The organism is Hwangdonia lutea (genome assembly GCF_032814565.1).
In the GTDB taxonomy this organism is placed as follows: domain Bacteria; phylum Bacteroidota; class Bacteroidia; order Flavobacteriales; family Flavobacteriaceae; genus Hwangdonia; species Hwangdonia lutea.
The window spans coordinates 2004984-2025106 of sequence record NZ_CP136521.1 but is presented as its reverse complement, the minus strand read 5'-3'; the positions used below and the strand labels follow the sequence as shown (position 1 = coordinate 2025106).

16 protein-coding genes are annotated in these 20123 nt (G+C 38.4%); 1 reads left to right on the top strand and 15 read right to left on the bottom strand.

The window, feature by feature from the left end; genetic code table 11:
• The 13 genes from ruvA to RNZ46_RS08695 form a co-directional block, all read right to left on the bottom strand.
• Entirely contained in the window at window positions 1-582 is a 582-nt protein-coding gene (ruvA, locus tag RNZ46_RS08755) for a Holliday junction branch migration protein RuvA (RefSeq protein WP_316981834.1), read from the bottom strand.
• 45 nt (window positions 583-627) lie between these two features.
• Window positions 628-2931: an NADP-dependent malic enzyme gene (locus tag RNZ46_RS08750; RefSeq protein WP_316981833.1), complete on the bottom strand. Its 2304-nt coding sequence runs from the start codon at window positions 2929-2931 to the stop codon at window positions 628-630.
• Window positions 2932-3007: 76 nt separating this feature from the next.
• A complete protein-coding gene (gene queG / locus RNZ46_RS08745) occupies window positions 3008-3931 on the bottom strand; it encodes a tRNA epoxyqueuosine(34) reductase QueG (protein ID WP_316981832.1) in 924 nt (307 codons plus the stop codon).
• A 33-nt stretch (window positions 3932-3964) separates the two neighbouring features.
• Window positions 3965-5311 carry a cytochrome P450 gene (locus tag RNZ46_RS08740; protein WP_316981831.1) on the bottom strand — a complete coding sequence of 449 codons (1347 nt, stop codon included), beginning with the start codon at window positions 5309-5311 and terminating at the stop codon, window positions 3965-3967.
• Window positions 5312-5378: 67 nt separating this feature from the next.
• Window positions 5379-6401, bottom strand: a complete 1023-nt coding sequence (gene ruvB / locus RNZ46_RS08735; protein ID WP_316981830.1) for a Holliday junction branch migration DNA helicase RuvB — start codon at window positions 6399-6401, stop codon at window positions 5379-5381.
• 128 nt (window positions 6402-6529) lie between these two features.
• Window positions 6530-8320, bottom strand: coding sequence for a cytochrome c oxidase subunit I (locus tag RNZ46_RS08730; RefSeq protein WP_316981829.1), 1791 nt, complete (start codon window positions 8318-8320; stop codon window positions 6530-6532).
• A 29-nt stretch (window positions 8321-8349) separates the two neighbouring features.
• The gene (locus RNZ46_RS08725; protein WP_316981828.1) at window positions 8350-9417 is read right to left on the bottom strand and encodes a cytochrome c oxidase subunit II; all 1068 of its coding nucleotides are present in this window, start codon (window positions 9415-9417) and stop codon (window positions 8350-8352) included.
• 30 nt (window positions 9418-9447) lie between these two features.
• Window positions 9448-10773: a quinol:cytochrome C oxidoreductase gene (locus RNZ46_RS08720; RefSeq protein WP_316981827.1), complete on the bottom strand. Its 1326-nt coding sequence runs from the start codon at window positions 10771-10773 to the stop codon at window positions 9448-9450.
• Between the two features lie 20 nt (window positions 10774-10793).
• The gene (locus RNZ46_RS08715) at window positions 10794-11348 is read right to left on the bottom strand and encodes a c-type cytochrome (protein WP_316981826.1); all 555 of its coding nucleotides are present in this window, start codon (window positions 11346-11348) and stop codon (window positions 10794-10796) included.
• A gap of 1 nt (window position 11349) precedes the next feature.
• Entirely contained in the window at window positions 11350-11886 is a 537-nt protein-coding gene (locus RNZ46_RS08710; RefSeq protein WP_316981825.1) for a DUF3341 domain-containing protein, read from the bottom strand.
• Between the two features lie 10 nt (window positions 11887-11896).
• A complete protein-coding gene (locus RNZ46_RS08705; RefSeq protein WP_316981824.1) occupies window positions 11897-13627 on the bottom strand; it encodes a helix-hairpin-helix domain-containing protein in 1731 nt (576 codons plus the stop codon).
• A 30-nt stretch (window positions 13628-13657) separates the two neighbouring features.
• Window positions 13658-16768, bottom strand: a complete 3111-nt coding sequence (locus RNZ46_RS08700) for a TAT-variant-translocated molybdopterin oxidoreductase (protein WP_316981823.1) — start codon at window positions 16766-16768, stop codon at window positions 13658-13660.
• 75 nt (window positions 16769-16843) lie between these two features.
• Window positions 16844-18142 (bottom strand): c-type cytochrome, encoded by a 1299-nt coding sequence (locus RNZ46_RS08695; RefSeq protein WP_316984978.1) that lies wholly within the window; start codon window positions 18140-18142, stop codon window positions 16844-16846.
• Between the two features lie 218 nt (window positions 18143-18360).
• Between RNZ46_RS08695 and RNZ46_RS08690 the strand changes: the two genes are divergently transcribed.
• Window positions 18361-18750: an SPOR domain-containing protein gene (locus tag RNZ46_RS08690; protein WP_316981822.1), complete on the top strand. Its 390-nt coding sequence runs from the start codon at window positions 18361-18363 to the stop codon at window positions 18748-18750.
• Between the two features lie 53 nt (window positions 18751-18803).
• Here RNZ46_RS08690 and RNZ46_RS08685 read toward each other — a convergent pair whose 3' ends face one another.
• Together RNZ46_RS08685 and RNZ46_RS08680 are read right to left on the bottom strand one after the other, a co-directional pair.
• Window positions 18804-19490, bottom strand: coding sequence for a T9SS type A sorting domain-containing protein (locus tag RNZ46_RS08685; protein WP_316981821.1), 687 nt, complete (start codon window positions 19488-19490; stop codon window positions 18804-18806).
• Between the two features lie 13 nt (window positions 19491-19503).
• Window positions 19504-20091 carry a phage tail protein gene (locus RNZ46_RS08680; RefSeq protein ID WP_316981820.1) on the bottom strand — a complete coding sequence of 196 codons (588 nt, stop codon included), beginning with the start codon at window positions 20089-20091 and terminating at the stop codon, window positions 19504-19506.
• Window positions 20092-20123 lie beyond the last annotated feature (32 nt).

Below are 20123 nucleotides of genomic sequence, written 5' to 3'. Positions count from 1 at the left end.
TTATAAATTTTTTAAAGCTTGTTTTATAATGGTTTCAACATTGGCATCGGGTTGGGCGATTACAATTTTATCCACAACACGTTCAGCCTGCTTTTTCACAAAACCAAGAACCTCTAATGCAGATAACGCTTCATCTTTATTGGTATTGTCTTTTGAAACGGAAACTTCGTCAATATCATAAATCTTTAAAATTTTATCTTTCAAATCTATAATAACACGCTGTGCGGTTTTTGCGCCAATGCCTTTTATAGATTGAATTAAGGCGACATCGCCAACCGCAATACCTTCCCGAACTTGTTTTGGGGTTAACGAAGATAACATGGTACGCGCCGTACTAGCCCCAATCCCGCTAACAGAAATAAGCAATCTGAAAATTTCGCGTTCGGCCAATGACGAAAACCCATAAAGCGTATGCGAGTCTTCTTTAACTTGAAGATGGGTGTATAATTTTAAATGTTCGTGGTCTGGAATTTGAGAATAGGTGTGTAATGAAATATTAAGCATATAGCCCACTCCGTTACAATCAATAACAACACTTGTGGGGTTTTTTTCGGTGAGTTTTCCTTGAATATGTGTTATCATTTATCCCTTTTCGTTAATCAACCAAATGTAATAAAATTATTTGCATTAAACAGACTTAGAATTTGCCTTTTCCTGTTCCCATTTTTCTTTATGTTGCGCATCAATTACTGCAATGGCCGTCATGTTTACAATTTCATCAACATTGGCTCCTAGCTGAAGAATATGTACGGGCTTGCGCATGCCCATCATAATAGGGCCAATGGATTGTGCCTCGTTCAACTCTTTTAATAATTTATAAGTGATGTTTGCTGCATCTAAATTTGGAAAAATTAGGGTGTTTACTTTTTTATCTGCTAGCTTAGAAAAAGGAAACTTTTCGCGACGCATTTCGTTATTTAGTGCAAAATCGGTTTGCAGTTCGCCATCAACTATCATATCTGGAAAATGTCTGTGTAAATACGACACGGCCTCTCTAACTTTTGAAGCATTAATATGGTCTGAAGACCCAAAATTAGAATACGAGGTCATGGCCATAATGGGTGTCATACCAAACATTTTAACAACCTGCGAGGTCATTTGTGCTATTTTGGTTAAATCTTTGGCGCTAGGGTCAATATTAATAGAAGTATCACTTAAAAATAGCGGCCCTCTTTTTGTCATCATCACATTCGTGGTGGCAACCCGTGTCGTCCCTTTTGTCATTCCAATAAGCTCAAGCATGGGTTTTACCACGGTTGGATAATTTCGAGAATAACCAGATATCAAGGCATCGGCATCGCCTTCGCTAACCATCATTGCAGCAAAATAGTTACGCTCTCGCATTAGTTTTTGTGCTGAATACAGCGTAACACCTCTGCGTTTACGTTGCTTCCAATACACTTCAGCGTACTTATTTTTACGATCTGTTTCTTCATCTGCTTTCGGGTCTATAATGGGCACGTCGGCATCGAAGTCTATTTCGTCCATCAAACGCTCAATAGCATCTTTTCTTCCCAATAATATAGGGTAAGCAATACCATCTTCGTAAGCAATTTGCGCTGCTTTAAGAACATCCAACTGGTCGGCTTCAGCAAAAACAACACGTTTCGGGTCTAATTTGGCTCTGTTAAGCAAGAGTCTTACCAGTTTATTATCCGATCCGAGGCGCTCTCTAAGTATATCTTTATATTTTTCCCAATCGGTAATAGGCTCATTGGCTACACCACTTTCCATAGCGGCTTTTGCTACCGCTGGTGGTACTTCGGCTATTAAACGTGGGTCAAAAGGTTTTGGGATGATGTAATCTGTTCCGAAAGCTAATTTGGTTTCGCCATAGGCAATATTAACCTGCTCTGGCACGGGTTCTTTGGCTAATCTTGCCAAAGCTTTAACGGCTGCCATTTTCATGGCTTCGTTAATTTTTGTGGCACGAACATCTAAAGCACCTCTAAAAATAAATGGAAAACCAAGTACATTATTGACCTGATTAGGATGGTCGCTTCGTCCCGTTGCCATAATAATATCCTTACGGGTTTTAACAGCGATATCGTACTTTACTTCTGGGTTAGGGTTAGCCATGGCAAACACTATGGGGGTTTTAGCCATACTTAAAAGCATCTCTGGTGTTACGATATCTGGCATGGATAAACCTATAAAAACATCGGCGTTATCCATAGCTTCTTCAAGGGTATCTATTTTTCTGTGCGTTGCAAATTCTGCTTTTTCTTTAGATAAATTTTCTCTGTCATTTCGAATAACACCTTTGCTATCGAGCATGACCATATTTTCGCGTTTTGCACCAAAAGCTTGATATAATCGAGAACATGAAATGGCTGCTGCTCCTGCGCCACTTATTACAATATTTACGTTTTCTATTTTCTTTTCGGCAAGTTCTAAAGCATTGATTAACGCTGCGGCGGAAATAATTGCGGTTCCGTGCTGATCGTCGTGCATTACCGGAATGTTTAATTCTTTCTTTAAACGACGTTCTATTTCAAAAGCTTCTGGTGCTTTTATATCTTCTAAATTAATGCCCCCAAAAGTGGGCGCAATCATTTTTACAGTTTGAATAAACTCATCGACATTTTCCGTGTCCACTTCAATATCAAATACATCAATATCTGCAAAAATCTTGAACAGCAAGCCTTTGCCTTCCATCACGGGTTTAGAGGCTTCCGGACCAATATTACCCAAACCTAAAACGGCTGTTCCGTTTGATATTACGGCTACCAAATTTCCTTTGGCGGTGTATTTATAGGCATTGTTTTTATCCTTTTCAATTTCCAAACAAGGTTCGGCAACACCCGGAGAATAGGCTAACGATAAATCTCTTTGGCTTGCATATTTTTTGGTTGGAACAACCTTAATCTTGCCCGGAGTTGGTTTTGCGTGGTATATAAGGGCTTCTCTTCGTTTACTTTCTTCGCTCATAAGGATTAGGTATTTATGGTTTTCCGACTACACGGGATAACAACTAACAAATATAATAATCCTATTAACGAAACAGCTACTCTTTTAAAAAATTGATGTTTCTTTTTAATCCTGAAAACTTGGTGCGCTTAACGGCAGATTTTTTAAATACTTTACTAAACGTTTCTTGGGTTATTTCTTCCCAGTCTTTTTTAGTCATGGATAACAATTCGGGGTGCGGATTAAAAAGCGGTTCGTTATGCGGTTTTGAAAAGCGATTCCAGGGGCACACATCTTGACAGACATCGCAACCAAACATCCAATCGTCAAATTGTCCTTTAAATTCCGATGGGATATTTTCTTTGAGCTCAATCGTAAAGTACGAAATACATTTACTGCCATCAACCACATAAGGTTCGGTAATGGCCTCGGTTGGGCAGGCATCAATGCATGCTGTACAGGTTCCGCAATGATCTGTGGTTACTGAATCGTACTCCAAATCCAAATCAATAATCAATTCAGCTATAAAATAAAACGAGCCGACTTGTTGGGTTAATAAATTGCTGTGTTTACCAATCCATCCTAAACCCGATTTTGCTGCCCAGGCTTTATCGAGAACCGGCGCGGAATCTACAAAAGCCCTTCCGGAAACTTCCCCAATTTCATCTTGAATAAAATGTAATAGTGATTTGAGCTTGTCTTTAATGACGAAATGATAATCGGTGCCATAAGCGTATTTTGACACCTTAAAGGTGTTTTGGCATTGGGTTTCTTCAGGGAAATAGTTGAGAAGCAAAGACACGACACTCTTTGAGCCTTCCACCAATTTTGTAGGGTCGAGGCGTTTATCGAAATGGTTTTCCATGTAACGCATTTCCCCGTGCATGTTGTTGTTTAGCCAGTTTTCCAAACGTGGTGCTTCGTCTTCTAAAAAATCGGCTTTACTAATGCCGCACGACAAAAAACCGAGACGTTTAGCTTCGGTTTTAATAAGAGTGGTGTGTTTTAATTTAGAATTCATTTTATATGAGCTTCGAGGTCGTACACGCTAACGTTAAGACAAACTTAGAGCTTTTAATGTAAATTTCAATTGTACGTCTACAGGTTTTAAGGTAATCAACGGGTTTATTTTTATGGTGTTATTATCTGTTGCAATATGAAATTTATTCACGATGCTCTTTACGGCTAAAATCATTTCGTACATCGCAAAATTATTACCAATACATAGTCTTGGTCCCGCGCCAAAAGGCATATAATAGGGCAGTATTTGCTTTCTGTTTTCTTCTAAAAATCGTTCGGGTTTAAAACATTCAGCAGCATCCCAATATTTTTTGTTTCGATGAAGCTCGTAAATGGAAGCGCCAATAATGGTTCCTTTTTTTATGTGATAATCTTCCACTTTATTATCCTCAACATTTACCCTATCCGTTATCCACGCGGGCGGATACAACCGTAAACTCTCTTCAATACAGCACTTGGTGTAATTAAGTTGGGCTATACTTTGTAAAGGTGTTATATTTTGCCGGTTTGCCGCATCAATTTCAGCTTCAACCTTTTTTAATTCGGCTTTATTTTGTGCCAAAAGTTTTAATGTAAAGGTTAATGCATTGGCGGTGGTTTCGTGGCCTGCAACAAACAAAATTAAAATTTCATCAATCAGCTGCTCGTTGGTCATGGAGGTGCCATCGTCGTATTGTGCGTGTAATAACATATCCAATAAATCGTCGTGCGTTTCATCCGAACGCCGTCTGTGGTCGATAATAGTATTGATAATGCCCCTGCTTTCCTTTACCAATTTCATATGATAATTAATATCACCTTTTAAAAAATACCACAATTTTTTATAGGGCAGTCGCAGTTCCTTTACAATAAACAATTGCAGTTTTTCAATAATGAATTGCAAGCGCTTTAAGGTCTGCTTTTCAGCTGAAAAATGAAATAGGGATTTAGCCACCACCTCAAAAGCCAGTTCGTTCATCAATGGATATATATCGACAAATCCTCCTGCTTTTATCGAATTTACCTGTGTTTCAATGGTAGTATTTATGATGGAAACCAGATTTTGAATTTTCTCTTTATGAAATGCTGGCTGGATCAATCGGCGTTGTTTTAACCAATAATCGCCACTTGAGGTTAACAAACCATAGCCCACATATTTTGATAAATATTTGGTTTGGATTTTAGATTTATGATACGTTTTATGGTTCTTTTGAAGGATGTGTTTTACTACATTTATATCTCGTGTTAAAACAATATGTCCATAAAATGGTGATTTTACGGCAAAGGTATCTCCAGCTTCGTTGAAACATTTATTGTGAAACGGAATAGGGTTTTTAGCTATGGAAGCCGACATGCGAAGAAACTTGCGAAACGGGATTTTATTTGGGTAGTTGTATTTCATAATCCATTATGATGATGCTCTGAAATAATTCGCATAACTATCAGAACGGGACAGAATGACGCGTGTGTTAAAACAACCCACCTTGAACCGATCCTTTGATTTTGCCTAAATGCTTGTAAGCTTGTTCGGTTACTTCGCGCCCGCGCGGTGTTCGCATAATAAAACCTTGTTGTATTAAAAAAGGTTCGTAAACCTCCTCAATAGTCTCGGGACTTTCGCTTACCGCCGTGGCAATGGTTGTAATACCTACGGGACCGCCTTTAAATTTATCAATTATAGTTGATAGGATTTTATTGTCCATTTCATCCAACCCATGGGCATCGACGTTTAAGGCTTCAAGTGCGTATTTTGCAATTTTAATATCGATACTTCCGTTGCCTTTTATTTGCGCAAAATCTCGAACGCGTCGCAATAAAGCATTGGCAATTCTGGGTGTACCACGACTTCTTCCCGCAATTTCAATAGCTGCCTCCATGGTTATTGGCACATCTAAAATTGTAGCGCTTCGTTGTACAATGGTAGTAAGCAAATCGGTTTTATAATATTGCAATCTGCTTTGAATACCAAAACGTGCACGCATTGGTGCCGTTAATAAACCCGATCGTGTTGTGGCACCTATTAAGGTAAATGGGTTTAAATTGATTTGAACGGTTCTGGCATTGGGGCCAGATTCAATCATAATATCGATTTTATAATCTTCCATGGCGGAGTATAAATACTCCTCAACTATGGGGCTTAATCGATGGATTTCATCAATAAACAACACATCGCGTTCTTCAAGATTTGTGAGTAAGCCGGCTAAATCGCCTGGTTTATCCAACACAGGGCCTGAAGTTACTTTTATGCCAACATTTAATTCATTTGATAAAATATGCGCGAGTGTGGTTTTACCAAGTCCTGGAGGTCCATGAAACAGTGTGTGGTCCAGTGACTCGGTACGTAAGTTGGCTGCTTGAACAAAAATCTGAAGATTTTCCAATACTTGGTCTTGGCCCGTAAAATCATCAAATGACAAAGGCCTTAACTTTCTTTCCACATCTAATTCTTCGGGTGAAAAATTGCTGTCTGTTGGATCTAGATTTTCGTTCATTTAGTCTTTTAATCTTAAGTGATAAAGATACTGAAACAATCCCGATAGTTATCAGGACGATACAAGCAAATATAAACAAAAAGCCTTTCCGAACGGGAAAGGCTTTTCAATATTAATATAGATCATTTTTAATGTTGTAACTCTTCTTCTCCTTCTTTAAGAGGAACATTCTGCGGCACAAAATCGTCATCATGTCCTGGTTTGCTGTAATCGTAAGACCAACGGTAAACATGTGGTATTTCGCCTTCCCAGTTTCCGTGGATATGCTTAACGGGTGCTGTCCACTCTAAAGTTGTTGAACGCCATGGATTTTGAACGGTTTTCTTTCCAAAGAACATACTACCAAAGAAGTTATATAAATACACGATTTGCACGATACCTCCAATTAAAGCAAAAATGGTAATTACGACATTTACATTTGCTAAATCGTCAAATAACGGAAAGTGACTGTTAGTATAATAACGGCGTGGTAAACCTGCCATTCCTATAAAGTGCATGGGGAAAAATACGCCATAAGCACAAACCGCCGTGATCCAGAAATGGATATAACCTAAGTTTTTGTTTAGCATACGTCCAAACATTTTTGGATACCAATGGTAAATTCCTGCAAACATACCGTACAGTGCCGATATACCCATTACTAAGTGGAAGTGTGCTACCACGAAATAAGTGTCGTGTACATTAATATCTAAGGCCGAATCTCCTAAAATAATACCTGTTAAACCTCCCGATATAAAGGTTGATACAAAGCCAATTGAGAATAACATGGCGGGATTCATTTGTAAGTTACCCTTCCAGAGGGTGGTAATCCAGTTGAAGGCTTTTACCGCTGATGGAATGGCAATTAATAAGGTTGTAAATGTAAATACAGATCCTAAGAATGGATTCATTCCTGAAACAAACATGTGATGCCCCCAAACGATAGTTGATAAAAAGGCGATGGCTAATATTGAAGCCACCATCGCACGGTAACCAAATATAGGTTTACGCGAACTCGATGCCATAATTTCGGAAACGAGTCCCATGGCTGGTAGTATAACTATATAAACCTCTGGGTGTCCTAAGAACCAAAATAAATGCTCGAACAATACCGGCGATCCGCCTTGGTAATGCAATACTTCTCCTTGAATAAAAATATCCGATAAGAAGAATGATGTTCCAAAGCTTCTATCCATAATCAATAATAACGCTGCCGATAATAAAACAGGAAACGATACTACTCCAATAATAGCTGTTACAAAGAACGCCCAAATTGTAAGTGGTAATCTGGTCATAGACATTCCTTTGGTACGCAAGTTTATTACTGTAACTATATAGTTAAGTGAGCCCAATAAGGACGACGCAATAAAAATGGCCATAGATATTAACCACAGGGTCATACCCATTCCTGAACCTCCTTGAGCCATTGGTAAAGCACTTAATGGTGGATAGATAGTCCAACCCGCAGCTGCTGGTCCGGCCTCGACAAATAATGAGACTACCATGAGCACACTTGATAAGAAAAACAACCAGTACGACACCATGTTTAAAAAGCCGGAGGCCATATCTCGTGCACCGATTTGCAACGGAATTAATAAGTTACTAAAGGTACCACTTAAACCTGCTGTTAACACAAAGAAAACCATAATGGTACCATGTATGGTTACTAATGCTAAATAAATATCGGCATCCATAACGCCGTCTGGTGCCCATTTACCCAAAAGTGCTTCAAACAATACATTTGGTTCTTCTGGCCATGCAATTTGTATACGAAACATCATGGACATTAATACGCCAATAACACCCATAATTGTACCTGTAATAAGGTACTGTTTTGCAATCATTTTATGATCTTGACTAAATATGTATTTAGTTACAAAAGTTTCTTTATGATGATGTCCGTGGTCGTCGTGAGCGTGGTTATCTGCGTGTGCTGACATAATCTTATATCGTATTTATCTTTTTTAAATTAGTTAATTAGAGAGTTTTTAAATTCTTTTTGCTCGCTTAACCAAGCATCAAATTCTTCTTGTGTTTCCACAATAATCTTCATTTGCATATTGTAGTGCGATTTTCCACAAATCTTGTTACATATCAGTAAATAGTCAAATTCGTAAGGTTCTAAAGGCTCTTCACCTTTAGCTAACAGTGGTTTGCTATTTTCAACTCTAATTTCATTTATGTTTTTTACTTTTTTAACAATCTGTGACCTTTGCCTCATTTCGGCAGTAGTTACCGTTGGAGTAAACCCAAACTGGGTAATCATTCCCGGAACGCAGTTCATTTGTGCTCTAAAGTGTGGCATGTAAGCCGAGTGTAATACGTCTTGCGAACGCATTTTAAATATTACCGGTCTGCCTACTGGCAAGTGCAATTCGGTTGTAATGATATCGTCTTGTGCATTAGGGTCAGATTCATCTACACCTAAAATATTTGCGCGGTCAATATCTATTAAACGAACATTGGCTTTTCCTAAGGTATTATCAGCGCCTCCGTATCTCGCTTTCCAGTTGAATTGTTGCGCATATAACTCCACTACTAAAGTGTCTTCGGTCTCTTCAACACCCATAATATGAATCCAGGTGTTCAATCCGTATATAATTAAACCAGCCAAAACAATTACCGGAATTATGGTCCAAATGGCTTCTAGCTTATTATTGTCGGCAAAGAATAAGGCTTTTTTACCCTTTTCACCTTTGTATTTAAACGCAAAATAGTGTAATAGAAACTGCGTTATGGTTTGCACAATAAAAATGACTACCATGGAGATAATCATCAAATTATCAATGGTTGGACCGTGTTCTGAAGCTGAATTGGACATTAATGGCAAATCGCCCCAATACACAAAGCTTATTATGGTAATAACATAAATGAAGGCTAAAAAGGCCATCATTAAATATGCATTTACGGTATTGTCTTTATCGGTAGCAATCTGAGTATTCTCAATTTTAGCCTGCGCCAAATCGAAAATTTTCACCATTTGCCAAATGGCAATTAAAATAAATACTAAAACTATAATTGTTAATAAAGCAGTCATTGGTATCGTTCGTCTTTATTTAAATCTTAATTAATAATGAAATTCTTCGCTTTCCTTTTTGAAAGGATATCTTTGTACTAGTAATGGCGCTTTTGTTAAAGCTGTAAAAACTACAAATATAAACAACCCTGCAAAAAGTAATACTGAACTGATCTCTGGGATGCCAATAAACCATCTATCGCCTACAGTTGCTGGCATAACCATTACAAACACATCCAAGTAATGCCCAAATAGAACTACGATCCCTGTCATAACCACAAACCATGGTACACGTTTATAATCGGCATTCATTAACATTAAAATTGGAAATACAAAGTTAAGTGCCACCATGCCTAAGAATGGTAATTGATAATCTTGGAAACGCGACACAAAATAAGTTACCTCTTCCGGAATGTTTGCATACCAGATTAACATGAATTGCGAGAACCATAAATAGGTCCAGAAAATACTAAATGCAAACATGTATTTAGCGACATCGTGCAAGTGGTTTTCGTTTACAAAATCCAAGAAACCTCTGGATTTTAAATAAATTGAAATTAAGGCAATAACCGTAATACCACTAACAAACATACTGGCAAATACATACCAACCAAATAATGTTGAGAACCAATGTGGGTCTAAGCTCATAATCCAATCCCAAGACATCATAGATTCGGTATAAATAAAGAATACCAAAAATCCTGCTGCCCAACGGAAGCCTTTTTTAAAGTTTCTGTTATCATCTGCGGTATCTTGTGCAATCGAATATTTTCTAGAAATATATCGGTAAAAGCTCCAACCACCTATGTATATTAAGCCACGAATGATAAACCCAGTTAGGTTTAACCAACCTGATTTGTTTTGAATTAGTTTATCGTGTTCCACAACCCCTGGATCCATCCAAACAAATAAGTTGTAATGCCCAATAGTTCCGGATGCTACCGCTAATAAAAGTACAATTAAAGCACCGGGTAAAAGGTAAGCCGTAATGCCTTCCATAACCCTAAACAGTACGGGCGACCAACCAGCTTGCGAAGCAATTTGAATGGCATAAAACGCGAGCACACCTAAAGCAATCATCATAAAGAAAAATGCCGCTACATATAATGCTGACCACGGCCGATTCGCAATTTGATGTTGTACGTGTTTTACATGTTCTGTATGAGCGTCTGCTTTATCTGCATGGGCATCGGTTGATGCCGTTGCATTGTGTGATGCTTCTTCTCCATGTCCGCCACCGTGTGATTCTTCTGTAAGCAAGTGCTCAACTTCTTCAAAAGATTTATGAGATGTCATAAAACCATAGCCTACACCTAACAACCCTAAAACCATTAGAATGATAGAAAATGTCTTTAATTTATTTGAAAATGTGTACATATCTATATAATCTTATCTTCTTACTTTTCTAAATCTCCTTTTAACTTCAACACGTATGACACCACTTGCCAGCGTTCTTCTTCTTTCAATTGATTGGCATAAGAGCCCATGGCATTTTTACCATAGTAAATGGTGTGGTAAATGCTACCTTGGTTTATGGCTCGTCCGGCATCATCAAAACTAGGAATACCTAGAATCTTTTCGCGTTTTACTAAATTACCTTGTCCGTCGCCTTTATTACCATGGCAAATACCACAATATATGTCGTAAAGTTCTTTGCCTCTATCTAAATCTACATGCATCGAGTCAATAGGACTCATTAATGTGGCTTTAGCCAGCTCGTAACCTTCGGTTGAATTTTCAATATCGAAAGGAATGTGCCCCCTAGCTACCGATCCGTCAGCGGGTAATTGGGCTGCCATACCATCTGGAAATGCGGCTTCGCCATAAGTTTCATAACCTTCAGACTCATACATATTTGGCATAAACTGATAGTTAGGCTCACTTTTGTTAAAGCAAGATGTTACCGATAATAACAATACTGCTACAAGACCTATATGTTTTAAGTTCTTCATATTAATGTGCATCTTCTTTATCAATAATATTAATCTCGACTGCGCCAGTTTCCTTGAGTAGATTTTCTAATTCAGTTTCATTTCCATGAACTGGAATTTCCATTAAAAAATGGTCGTCGGTTGTTCTAGGATCTGGATTTTCAGCTTGCTTAAAAGGCCACATTCTACTGCGTAAATAAAACGTTATAACCATTAAGTGCGCTGAAAAGAATACGGTCATCTCAAACATAATAGGAATAAATGCCGGCATATTTTCCAAGTAACTAAAGCTTGGTTTACCGCCTATGTTTTGGGGCCAATCTTCAATCATGATAAAATTCATCATTAAAATAGCCACGGTTAAACCAATAAGCCCGTAAATAAATGCTGTTATGGCAATACGCGTGGGTGCTAATCCCATAGCCTTATCTAGTCCGTGAACCGGAAACGGTGTATATATCTCTTCGATGTGATAGCGTTCTGCCTTAACCTTTTTAACGGCCGACATTAATACATCATCATCGATATAAATAGCGTGAATAACTTTTGAAGCTTCCATTGACTCTATTCTAGTTTATTAGTTTTTTTGCTTGTCCGGACCAATCATCACGCTCTGCTCTTCCTGGGAAAGATCCTGTGATTTCATCTAACAAGTCGTATTCTCTTTTTGTCATTTTACTAACCTGGGCATAGGTATAAATACCAATGCTGTTAAGTACACCTTCCATTTTAGGCCCAATTCCGTTGATCACTTTTAAGTCGTCTGGTGTTTGTAAAGCTGGGTCAAATTTACCTACACTTTCCAAAAGATTATCTAATTTTTCAGACTTATCTTGAGTGGGTTCAGAAGCTGCCGTTGCCTCAGGAATTTTAAAGTTAGATGTTCTTTTATCTGCTCCCGTACCAACTAAGCTGTCGCCTCTTTCCCTAATATTCTTATAGCGCTCACCAGATGATTTTAAAATGGTTTTTACTTCCGCTTGAGCGATAACCGGGAATGTTCTTGAGTACAATAAAAACAATACAAAGAAAAATCCGATGGTTCCTATAAAAATCCCTATATCCACAAAGGTTGGTGAGAACATGGTCCATGACGATGGTAAGTAATCACGGTGTAAGGAGGTTACAATAATTACGAAACGCTCAAACCACATCCCGATATTCACCACAATAGAGATAATAAAAGAGAACATAATGCTGGTTCTTAATTTTTTGAACCACATAAACTGTGGCGAGAACACGTTACAGGTCATCATCGCCCAATAGGCCCACCAGTAAGGTCCGGTTGCTCTGTTTAAGAAGGCGTACTGCTCGTATTCTACACCCGAATACCAGGCAATAAACAATTCTGTAATATAAGCTACACCAACTATTGACCCCGTAATCATGATAACGATGTTCATTAATTCGATGTGTTGTACGGTAATATAGTCTTCCAAATCACACACTTTTCTCATAACAATAAGCAGTGTGTTTACCATGGCAAAACCAGAGAATACAGCACCCGCAACGAAATACGGTGGAAATATCGTGGTATGCCAACCTGGAACTATAGAGGTGGCAAAGTCAAACGATACAATAGTATGTACCGAAAGTACTAAGGGTGTTGCTAAACCTGCAAGTACCAAAGATACTTCTTCAAAACGTTGCCAGTCTTTTGCTCTACCAGACCATCCGAAACTTAATAATGAATATATTTTCTTTTGAAATGGCTTTACAGCTCTATCTCGAATCATGGCAAAGTCGGGCAACAATCCAGTCCACCAGAACACCAATGACACCGATAAATATGTTGAAATTGCAAATACATCCCAAAGTAATGGCGAGTTAAAGTTAACCCATAACGAGCCAAATTGATTTGGAATGGGCAATACCCAATAGCCTAACCATGGGCGACCCATGTGGATAATTGGAAATAAACCCGCTTGAACTACAGAGAATATAGTCATGGCCTCTGCCGAACGGTTAATGGCCATTCTCCATTTTTGACGGAATAACAATAATACAGCAGAAATAAGCGTTCCTGCGTGACCAATACCTACCCACCAAACAAAGTTAGTAATATCCCAGGCCCAACCTACGGTTTTATTTAAACCCCAGGTACCAATACCGGTTGATATTGTATAAATGATACATCCAATTCCCCAAAGAAAGGCAGCAAGTGAAATACCAAAAACTATCCACCATTGTTTGTTTGCTTTTCCCTCTACCGGTTTAGCCACATCCACCGTAACATCGTGGTATGATTTTTCGCCTGTAACTAAAGGTCTTCTAATAGGTGCTTCGTAATGAGACGCCATAATCCTTTTATAATTATTTCTTAATTAATTTTATGCTTCGGTTGTATTTCTCACTTTTGTTTGATACTGCACATTAGGCTTTGTACCTACGTACTCTAACAAGTGATACATACGGTTATCTTCTTTAAGTTTTGCAACTTTACTGTCTTTATCGTTGATATCTCCAAATACCATAGCGCCACTGCTACAAGCTGCAGAACAAGCTGTTTGGAATTCACCATCTTTAATTTCTCGTCCATCGCGTTTGGCATCTAAAATGGTTTTCTGTGTCATTTGAATACACATAGAACATTTTTCCATAACCCCACGAGAGCGCACCACAACATCTGGATTTAATACCATGCGACCTAAATCGTCATTCATGTGGTAATCAAACTCATCATTCCCAGCGTATAAGAACCAGTTAAAACGACGTACTTTGTAAGGACAGTTGTTTGCACAATATCTGGTACCTACACAACGGTTATAAGCCATATGGTTCTGACCTTGGCGACCATGCGATGTTGCTGCCACAGGGCAAACCGTTTCGCAAGGTGCGTGGTTACAGTGCTGGCACATTACAGGTTGAAATACCACTTGCGGATTTTCAGCTGCATGTTCCATTTCTCCAAACTCGCTAAGCGAACTTCCTAAACCAGAAATGTTTTCTTTTTTATTGATGTCTTCTGTAAATGAATCTTCAGAAGAATAATATCTATCGATACGTAACCAGTGCATATCACGGCTACGGCGTATTTCTTCTTTCCCTACAACAGGCACATTGTTTTCTGCGTGACAAGCAATCACACAAGCACCACAACCTGTACAGGCATTTAAATCGATTGATAAGTTGAAATGGTGCCCAATAGAGCGATCAAATTCATCCCATAAATCTACCTCAGGAGATGTTACCGGGGTTTCAACGTGATTAAGCGATACCACAGGAACAGCATTCCAATGTTTCTTGTCTTTCGTATTGAAAATTTCTAAAGTGGTTTCTTTTATAATATCGCCACGCCCCATTAAGGTATTATGTAACTGAACCGAAGCAAATTCGTGCTCGCCAGCAGCAGCCTCAATAGTAACCGACTGTACTTTATTAAAATCGTGATACAATGCGTATGCGTTAACACCCGTTTGCATCTCTTCTTTTAAGCCTAAGGTTTTTCCGTAACCAAATGCTAATCCTACAGAGCCTTTTGCTTGCCCCGGCTGAATCATTACAGGTACTTTAACGGTGGTCCCATTTGCCGTAATATTGGCATAGCTTCCGTTTAATCCACCAGTGGCATCATGCGTATTAACGAAACCTAGCGCATCAGCATCTACTTTAGAAATGGTTAAGTAGTTGTCCCATGAAGTTCTTGTTAAAGGATCAGGGAACTCTTGTAACCACGGGTTGTTGGCTTGTTGCCCATCACCCATACCTACTTTGGTATATAATGTTAATTCGAAAGTAGAATCAGGTTTTACAGAAGCTGCTAGAGCTCTTGCTGCATTTCCTGAAGGTGTTTCTAAAACATCTTCATCGGATTCTGCAGTTTCAGTGGTATCTTCGGTTTCTGTTGCAATAGTCCCAACATAAACTCCATCGTGCAAGGCTTTATTGAAAGAACTTCCACCTAAAATAGTGGTTCCCCATGCCTCTTTTATATAATCGTGGTAAGACAGATCGTTTCCTGTCCACTTTAATAACGCCTCTTGAAATTGTCTGGTATCAAACAAAGGACGGATTGTTGGTTGCGTTAACGCATAATGTCCTTTTTTTAGTTCCACATCGCCCCAAGATTCTAAATAATGCGGTGCTGCCGCAATGTAATCAGTTAGGGTTGATGTTTCATCTGCTTTCATGGAAAAGGTTACAGACAAATCAACATTATTTAAACCCTCAGCAAACGCTGATGCATTTGGAAGTGTATACATGGGGTTAACACCACTCATGATAAGCGCTCCAATTCTTCCCGCATTCATATCGGCAACTAATTTAGCGACTGCTTTATCGTTACCTTGTCTCGTTTTTATAGGTGTTTTAGCATCAAAAGCTTTACTGTTTAAAGCTTCATTAATTTCTAAAACTACTGTTTGTGCGTTTACATCTTGAATGCCCGTAACCACAACGCCGTTGCTCCCTGCCTTTTTAAGTTGTGCTGCTGCTTTACTAATAGCATCTTCAATATGCGCAGGTAATTCGTTTGTTGAAACCGATCCGCCTACAACTTGACTGTATAATTTGGCTAATGCTGTTTTTTGTTGACTTGGTGTTAAGGCCACGCGTTTATCGGCATTTGCGCCGGATAAAGACATATTGGATTCAAACTGAATATGACGCGACATTTTACCGTTAGCTGGAATTCTGTTTTTAGAATATCCCGAATCAAAACCACCACCTTGCCAATCGCCTAAGAAATCCGCGCCAACAGAAACGATAGTCATCGCTTTAGACAAGTCGTAGTTAGCCAATCCGCGTTCACCATATTTAGCTTGGTATGCATCTAATGCAGCAGATTCTGAAACGGCATCGTAAACGACGTGACGTACGTTACCATACTTTTCTTGAAATTCTGAAATCAACTTACTTGTAGAAGGACTAGCAAAAGTTTGCGTTAACAGCACGGTGTCTTTTCCAGAGGCCTTAGCGGCTTCCAAGCCTGCTAAAACGCCACTGTCCATATCGCTCCAATCGATATAGCTATCGCCTTGAACGGGACCTTGCATTCTTAAGCTATCATACAACCCTAAAACCGAAGCGTTAACTCTAGCATTTGCACTACCGTGCGTAGTTGCCAAAGCATTGTTTTCAATTTTAATAGGACGACCTTCGCGCGTTTTCACCAAAACACTTGCAAAATCAAAACCATCGGCAATGGTTGTTGCGTAATAATTTGCAACACCCGGAATAATTTCAGTTGGCTGAACTACGTAAGGTATAGATTTAACTACAGGGCCTTCACAAGCGGCAAGCGATGCTGCTGCTGTACTAAAACCAACATATTTTAAGAAATCGCGACGTGTTGTTGATGTTTCCTCCAATGTTTTTTTATCACCTAAAAATTCATCCGTAGGAATCTCACTTACAAATTCGTTTTGTTTTAGCGTCTCAACAATAGAGCTATTTTCGTTTAGCTCTTCAACACTTTTCCAGTATTTCTTGTTTGATGACATATTTATTAAATAGTTATTAGTTGTTAGTTATGAGTTATTGGCGGTTACCTAAAACTATAACTTGTTTTTCATTTATTAATAATGACATTTACCACACTCCAATGCTCCCATTTGAGCAGGCGTCAACTTATCTACACCATATTTTTTCGATAATTCTTCATGAATTTTAGTATAGTAAGCATTGTCTTTTACGTTTACATTCGATGTTCTATGGCAATCAACACACCAGCCCATGGTTAATGGCGCATGCTGATACATCACTTCCATCTCTTCAACAGGACCGTGACAAGTTTGACACTCGATTCCCGCAACCGTTACGTGTTGTGAATGATTGAAATATACAAAATCTGGTAAGTTATGTATACGCACCCATTTAACTGGTTGGGTTTCTCCCGTGTACTGCTGCTCTTCATCATCCCAACCTACTGCGGCATAAAGCTTTTTAATTTCGGCATTATAATCTACGCCTATTTTTTTACCCTCGGCCTGAGTTTCAGGAGCTACTTCATAAATTGATTTGTGGCAATTCATACAAACATTTAAAGATGGAATTCCAGAATGTTTCGAAGTTCTCGCTGATGAGTGACAGTATTTACAGTCTATACCATTATCGCCTGCGTGTATTTTGTGCGAGTAATGAATAGGCTGCACAGGCTCGTAACCCTGATCTACACCAATTTGCATTAAATAGCCAAATACAAAATACGCACTGGCCAACAAAAAGAATATAGACACTACCAGCATTAAAAATTGATTTTGCACAAAGGCTTTCCACAAAGGCTTTCTTTTTGAATCTTCTTCAAAATCGATATTTTGGGCGGCGGCAAATCTGCGCAATGTTTTATTAACCACAAATAAACCTGCAGCCAATAGCATAAACAAAATGGTTAACGCCCCTAAAATAATCTCGTTTGAAACACCTCCGGTTTCTCCACCGGCACCACCCTCTGCAGCTGCAGTTTCAGCTACAACCGGAGCTTTCTTTTCTTCGGCAGTATACGCTAAGATGTGATCTATATCTTCGTTTGAAAGTTGAGGAAAGGCAGTCATTGCTGCGCCATTGTACTCGTCGTAAATCTTGTTCGCATAAGCATCGCCAGATTTAACCATACCGGCGCTGTTTTTAATCCACGTGTACAGCCATTCTCTATCGAGGCCTTCATCGTCTGCCAAACGCTGCTCAATATGCCTTAGGGCAGGCCCTGTCATTTTCTTGTCTAAAGTATGACAAGCAGCACAGTTGGAATTAAACAACGATTTTCCTTTTGCAGGATCACCTTCTTGAGCCGTAAGAGCCGTTGTAAATGCTAGTAAAACAACAAACCCCAAACGAAGACTATTTGTGGTTAGTTTACGGTAAATTACCTGTATCATATTGTTGGTTAAATTAACTTCTAAACTTTGGTATGATTTTTTCATTTAATAAAAATTGAAAAAAAAACAGTTAAAAAATTCTCTCGCAAAAGTAATATTAAAAGTCGATTTTAGAAATGTTACAGAAGTGTTAATTGATAATTTAGAGAGATTCTAAATAATAAAAACAACCATAATTAAGTTAATAACGTATACATTTGTAGAAATAAATTTAAAGAATGAAGGTGTTAAAATTAAAAATCAACTTATTATCTGCTATCTGTTTTATGCTCGTCTCAACAAGTTTCTATGCTCAAGAAGGACATATTACCATAAATCAGGATAAAAATATTTCTAATTTGTTAGCCCTTAAAAAAGAGCTAAATAAAGACGAAGATGCTCCAAATAGGTACAAAATACAAATTTATAATGGGAGTCGTGCAGGGGCTAATGCGGCTCAAAAAGAATTCCATTCCAACTATAGCGATTGGCACTCTAAAATTGTTTTTGACACCCCAAACTTTAAAATTTGGGCGGGCAATTTTAGAACCCGTTTGGAGGCCGATAGAGCATTAAAAAGAATTAAAAAAAACTTCCCAAATGCATTTATCTTTAGGCCTAAAAAATAAACTATAATAATTTCATGAAAATAAAAAAAGCGACCAATTGGTCGCTTTTTATTTTACTTAATGAGAAGCTTTTTTACAAGCTCTTGATTCTCAATTCGAATCCGAACAAAATACAGCCCGGAATTAAATTTGGACACATCAATGCTCCTTGAAACTTTGGCATCTAAAACCAGTTTTCCTATCACATTGTAAATAGCCACATTATCGATGTCATACCCTTTATGGTTTATATGTATAATTTCATTGGCTGGATTAGGGTATAGCATTACTCTACTTTCTAAACCCAACACATCAACACCCAAAGTGGTATCTTGAACATCACCCGTAAGAGTGGCATTTGTTGTGGTTAAATCACCGCCGCAATCGCCACTTGTAACACTTGCATTTTCAACCCAAGTTCCTAAATTCAAACTTGGTGGATTAGGAGTTGAAGCTTCAGAATTGGTATAAATTAAAAACGGGGATGAAAAGTCTCCGGTTCCGTCATCCGCTATAAACTCCCAACGATTTTCAACATTATTCCAAGAAATTCTGAACTCACATATACCAACACCACTACAGGGTTGGTTGCCATCAATAGGAATCGTTTCAAACACGTTTCTTCCTGTGGCATCAGTACTGATTTCAGTGAATATAAAATCTTGATCATCAAACAATGGGTGACAACCATTAAATGTAATTTGAGCAAAGCATATAGTAGAAAAGCCTACCATAAAAAGTATTGATATATAGTTTTTCATCTTTTAAAAGCAATTAATTACGAGATGGATAAACACCTTGAAGCGCAATAATATAGTTTATTACCAAAACAGGCTGTATATTGTTAACTGGTTGATTGTTACCGCTAGCATTAATCATGTTTGCATTCATGGTTGTATTTGAAGCTGCATTAGAGTATTCTTTATCCAATACTTTGGTGCCTGCTGGCAAATTACCTATTGGCACCGATTGGTTGCCGTCTTCTGTAACAGCATTTACTGTATGCGAATGCGACGGCATTTGGTTAACAGTGAGTGTGTTTGTTTCTGAGCCAAACTTTTGCCCCAATTGTCTGCTGGTCAACCCAGGCCCGTTACCGTTATGCATGGGCACTCTACCTCGTAAATCTGGCAATGCAAATGTTGTGCGTCCATCACCTCCGTAGGTCGTCCCTAAAATGGAAAACAGGGCTGAATATTGGCTTATTGGTAAAAGTTGCCCATCGCAAAACGCCCAACCTCTTGGAGCAAAATTGCCTGCAAACATTGAGATTTGACCTATAAATGGATCAGATTGCGCTTGAGTGGAATTACTAAAACTTAAACATAGTAATAGTGATAAAAGTGTAATTTTTTTTTTCATGATTTATAATTTTTAATTAAGAAAATTAATAC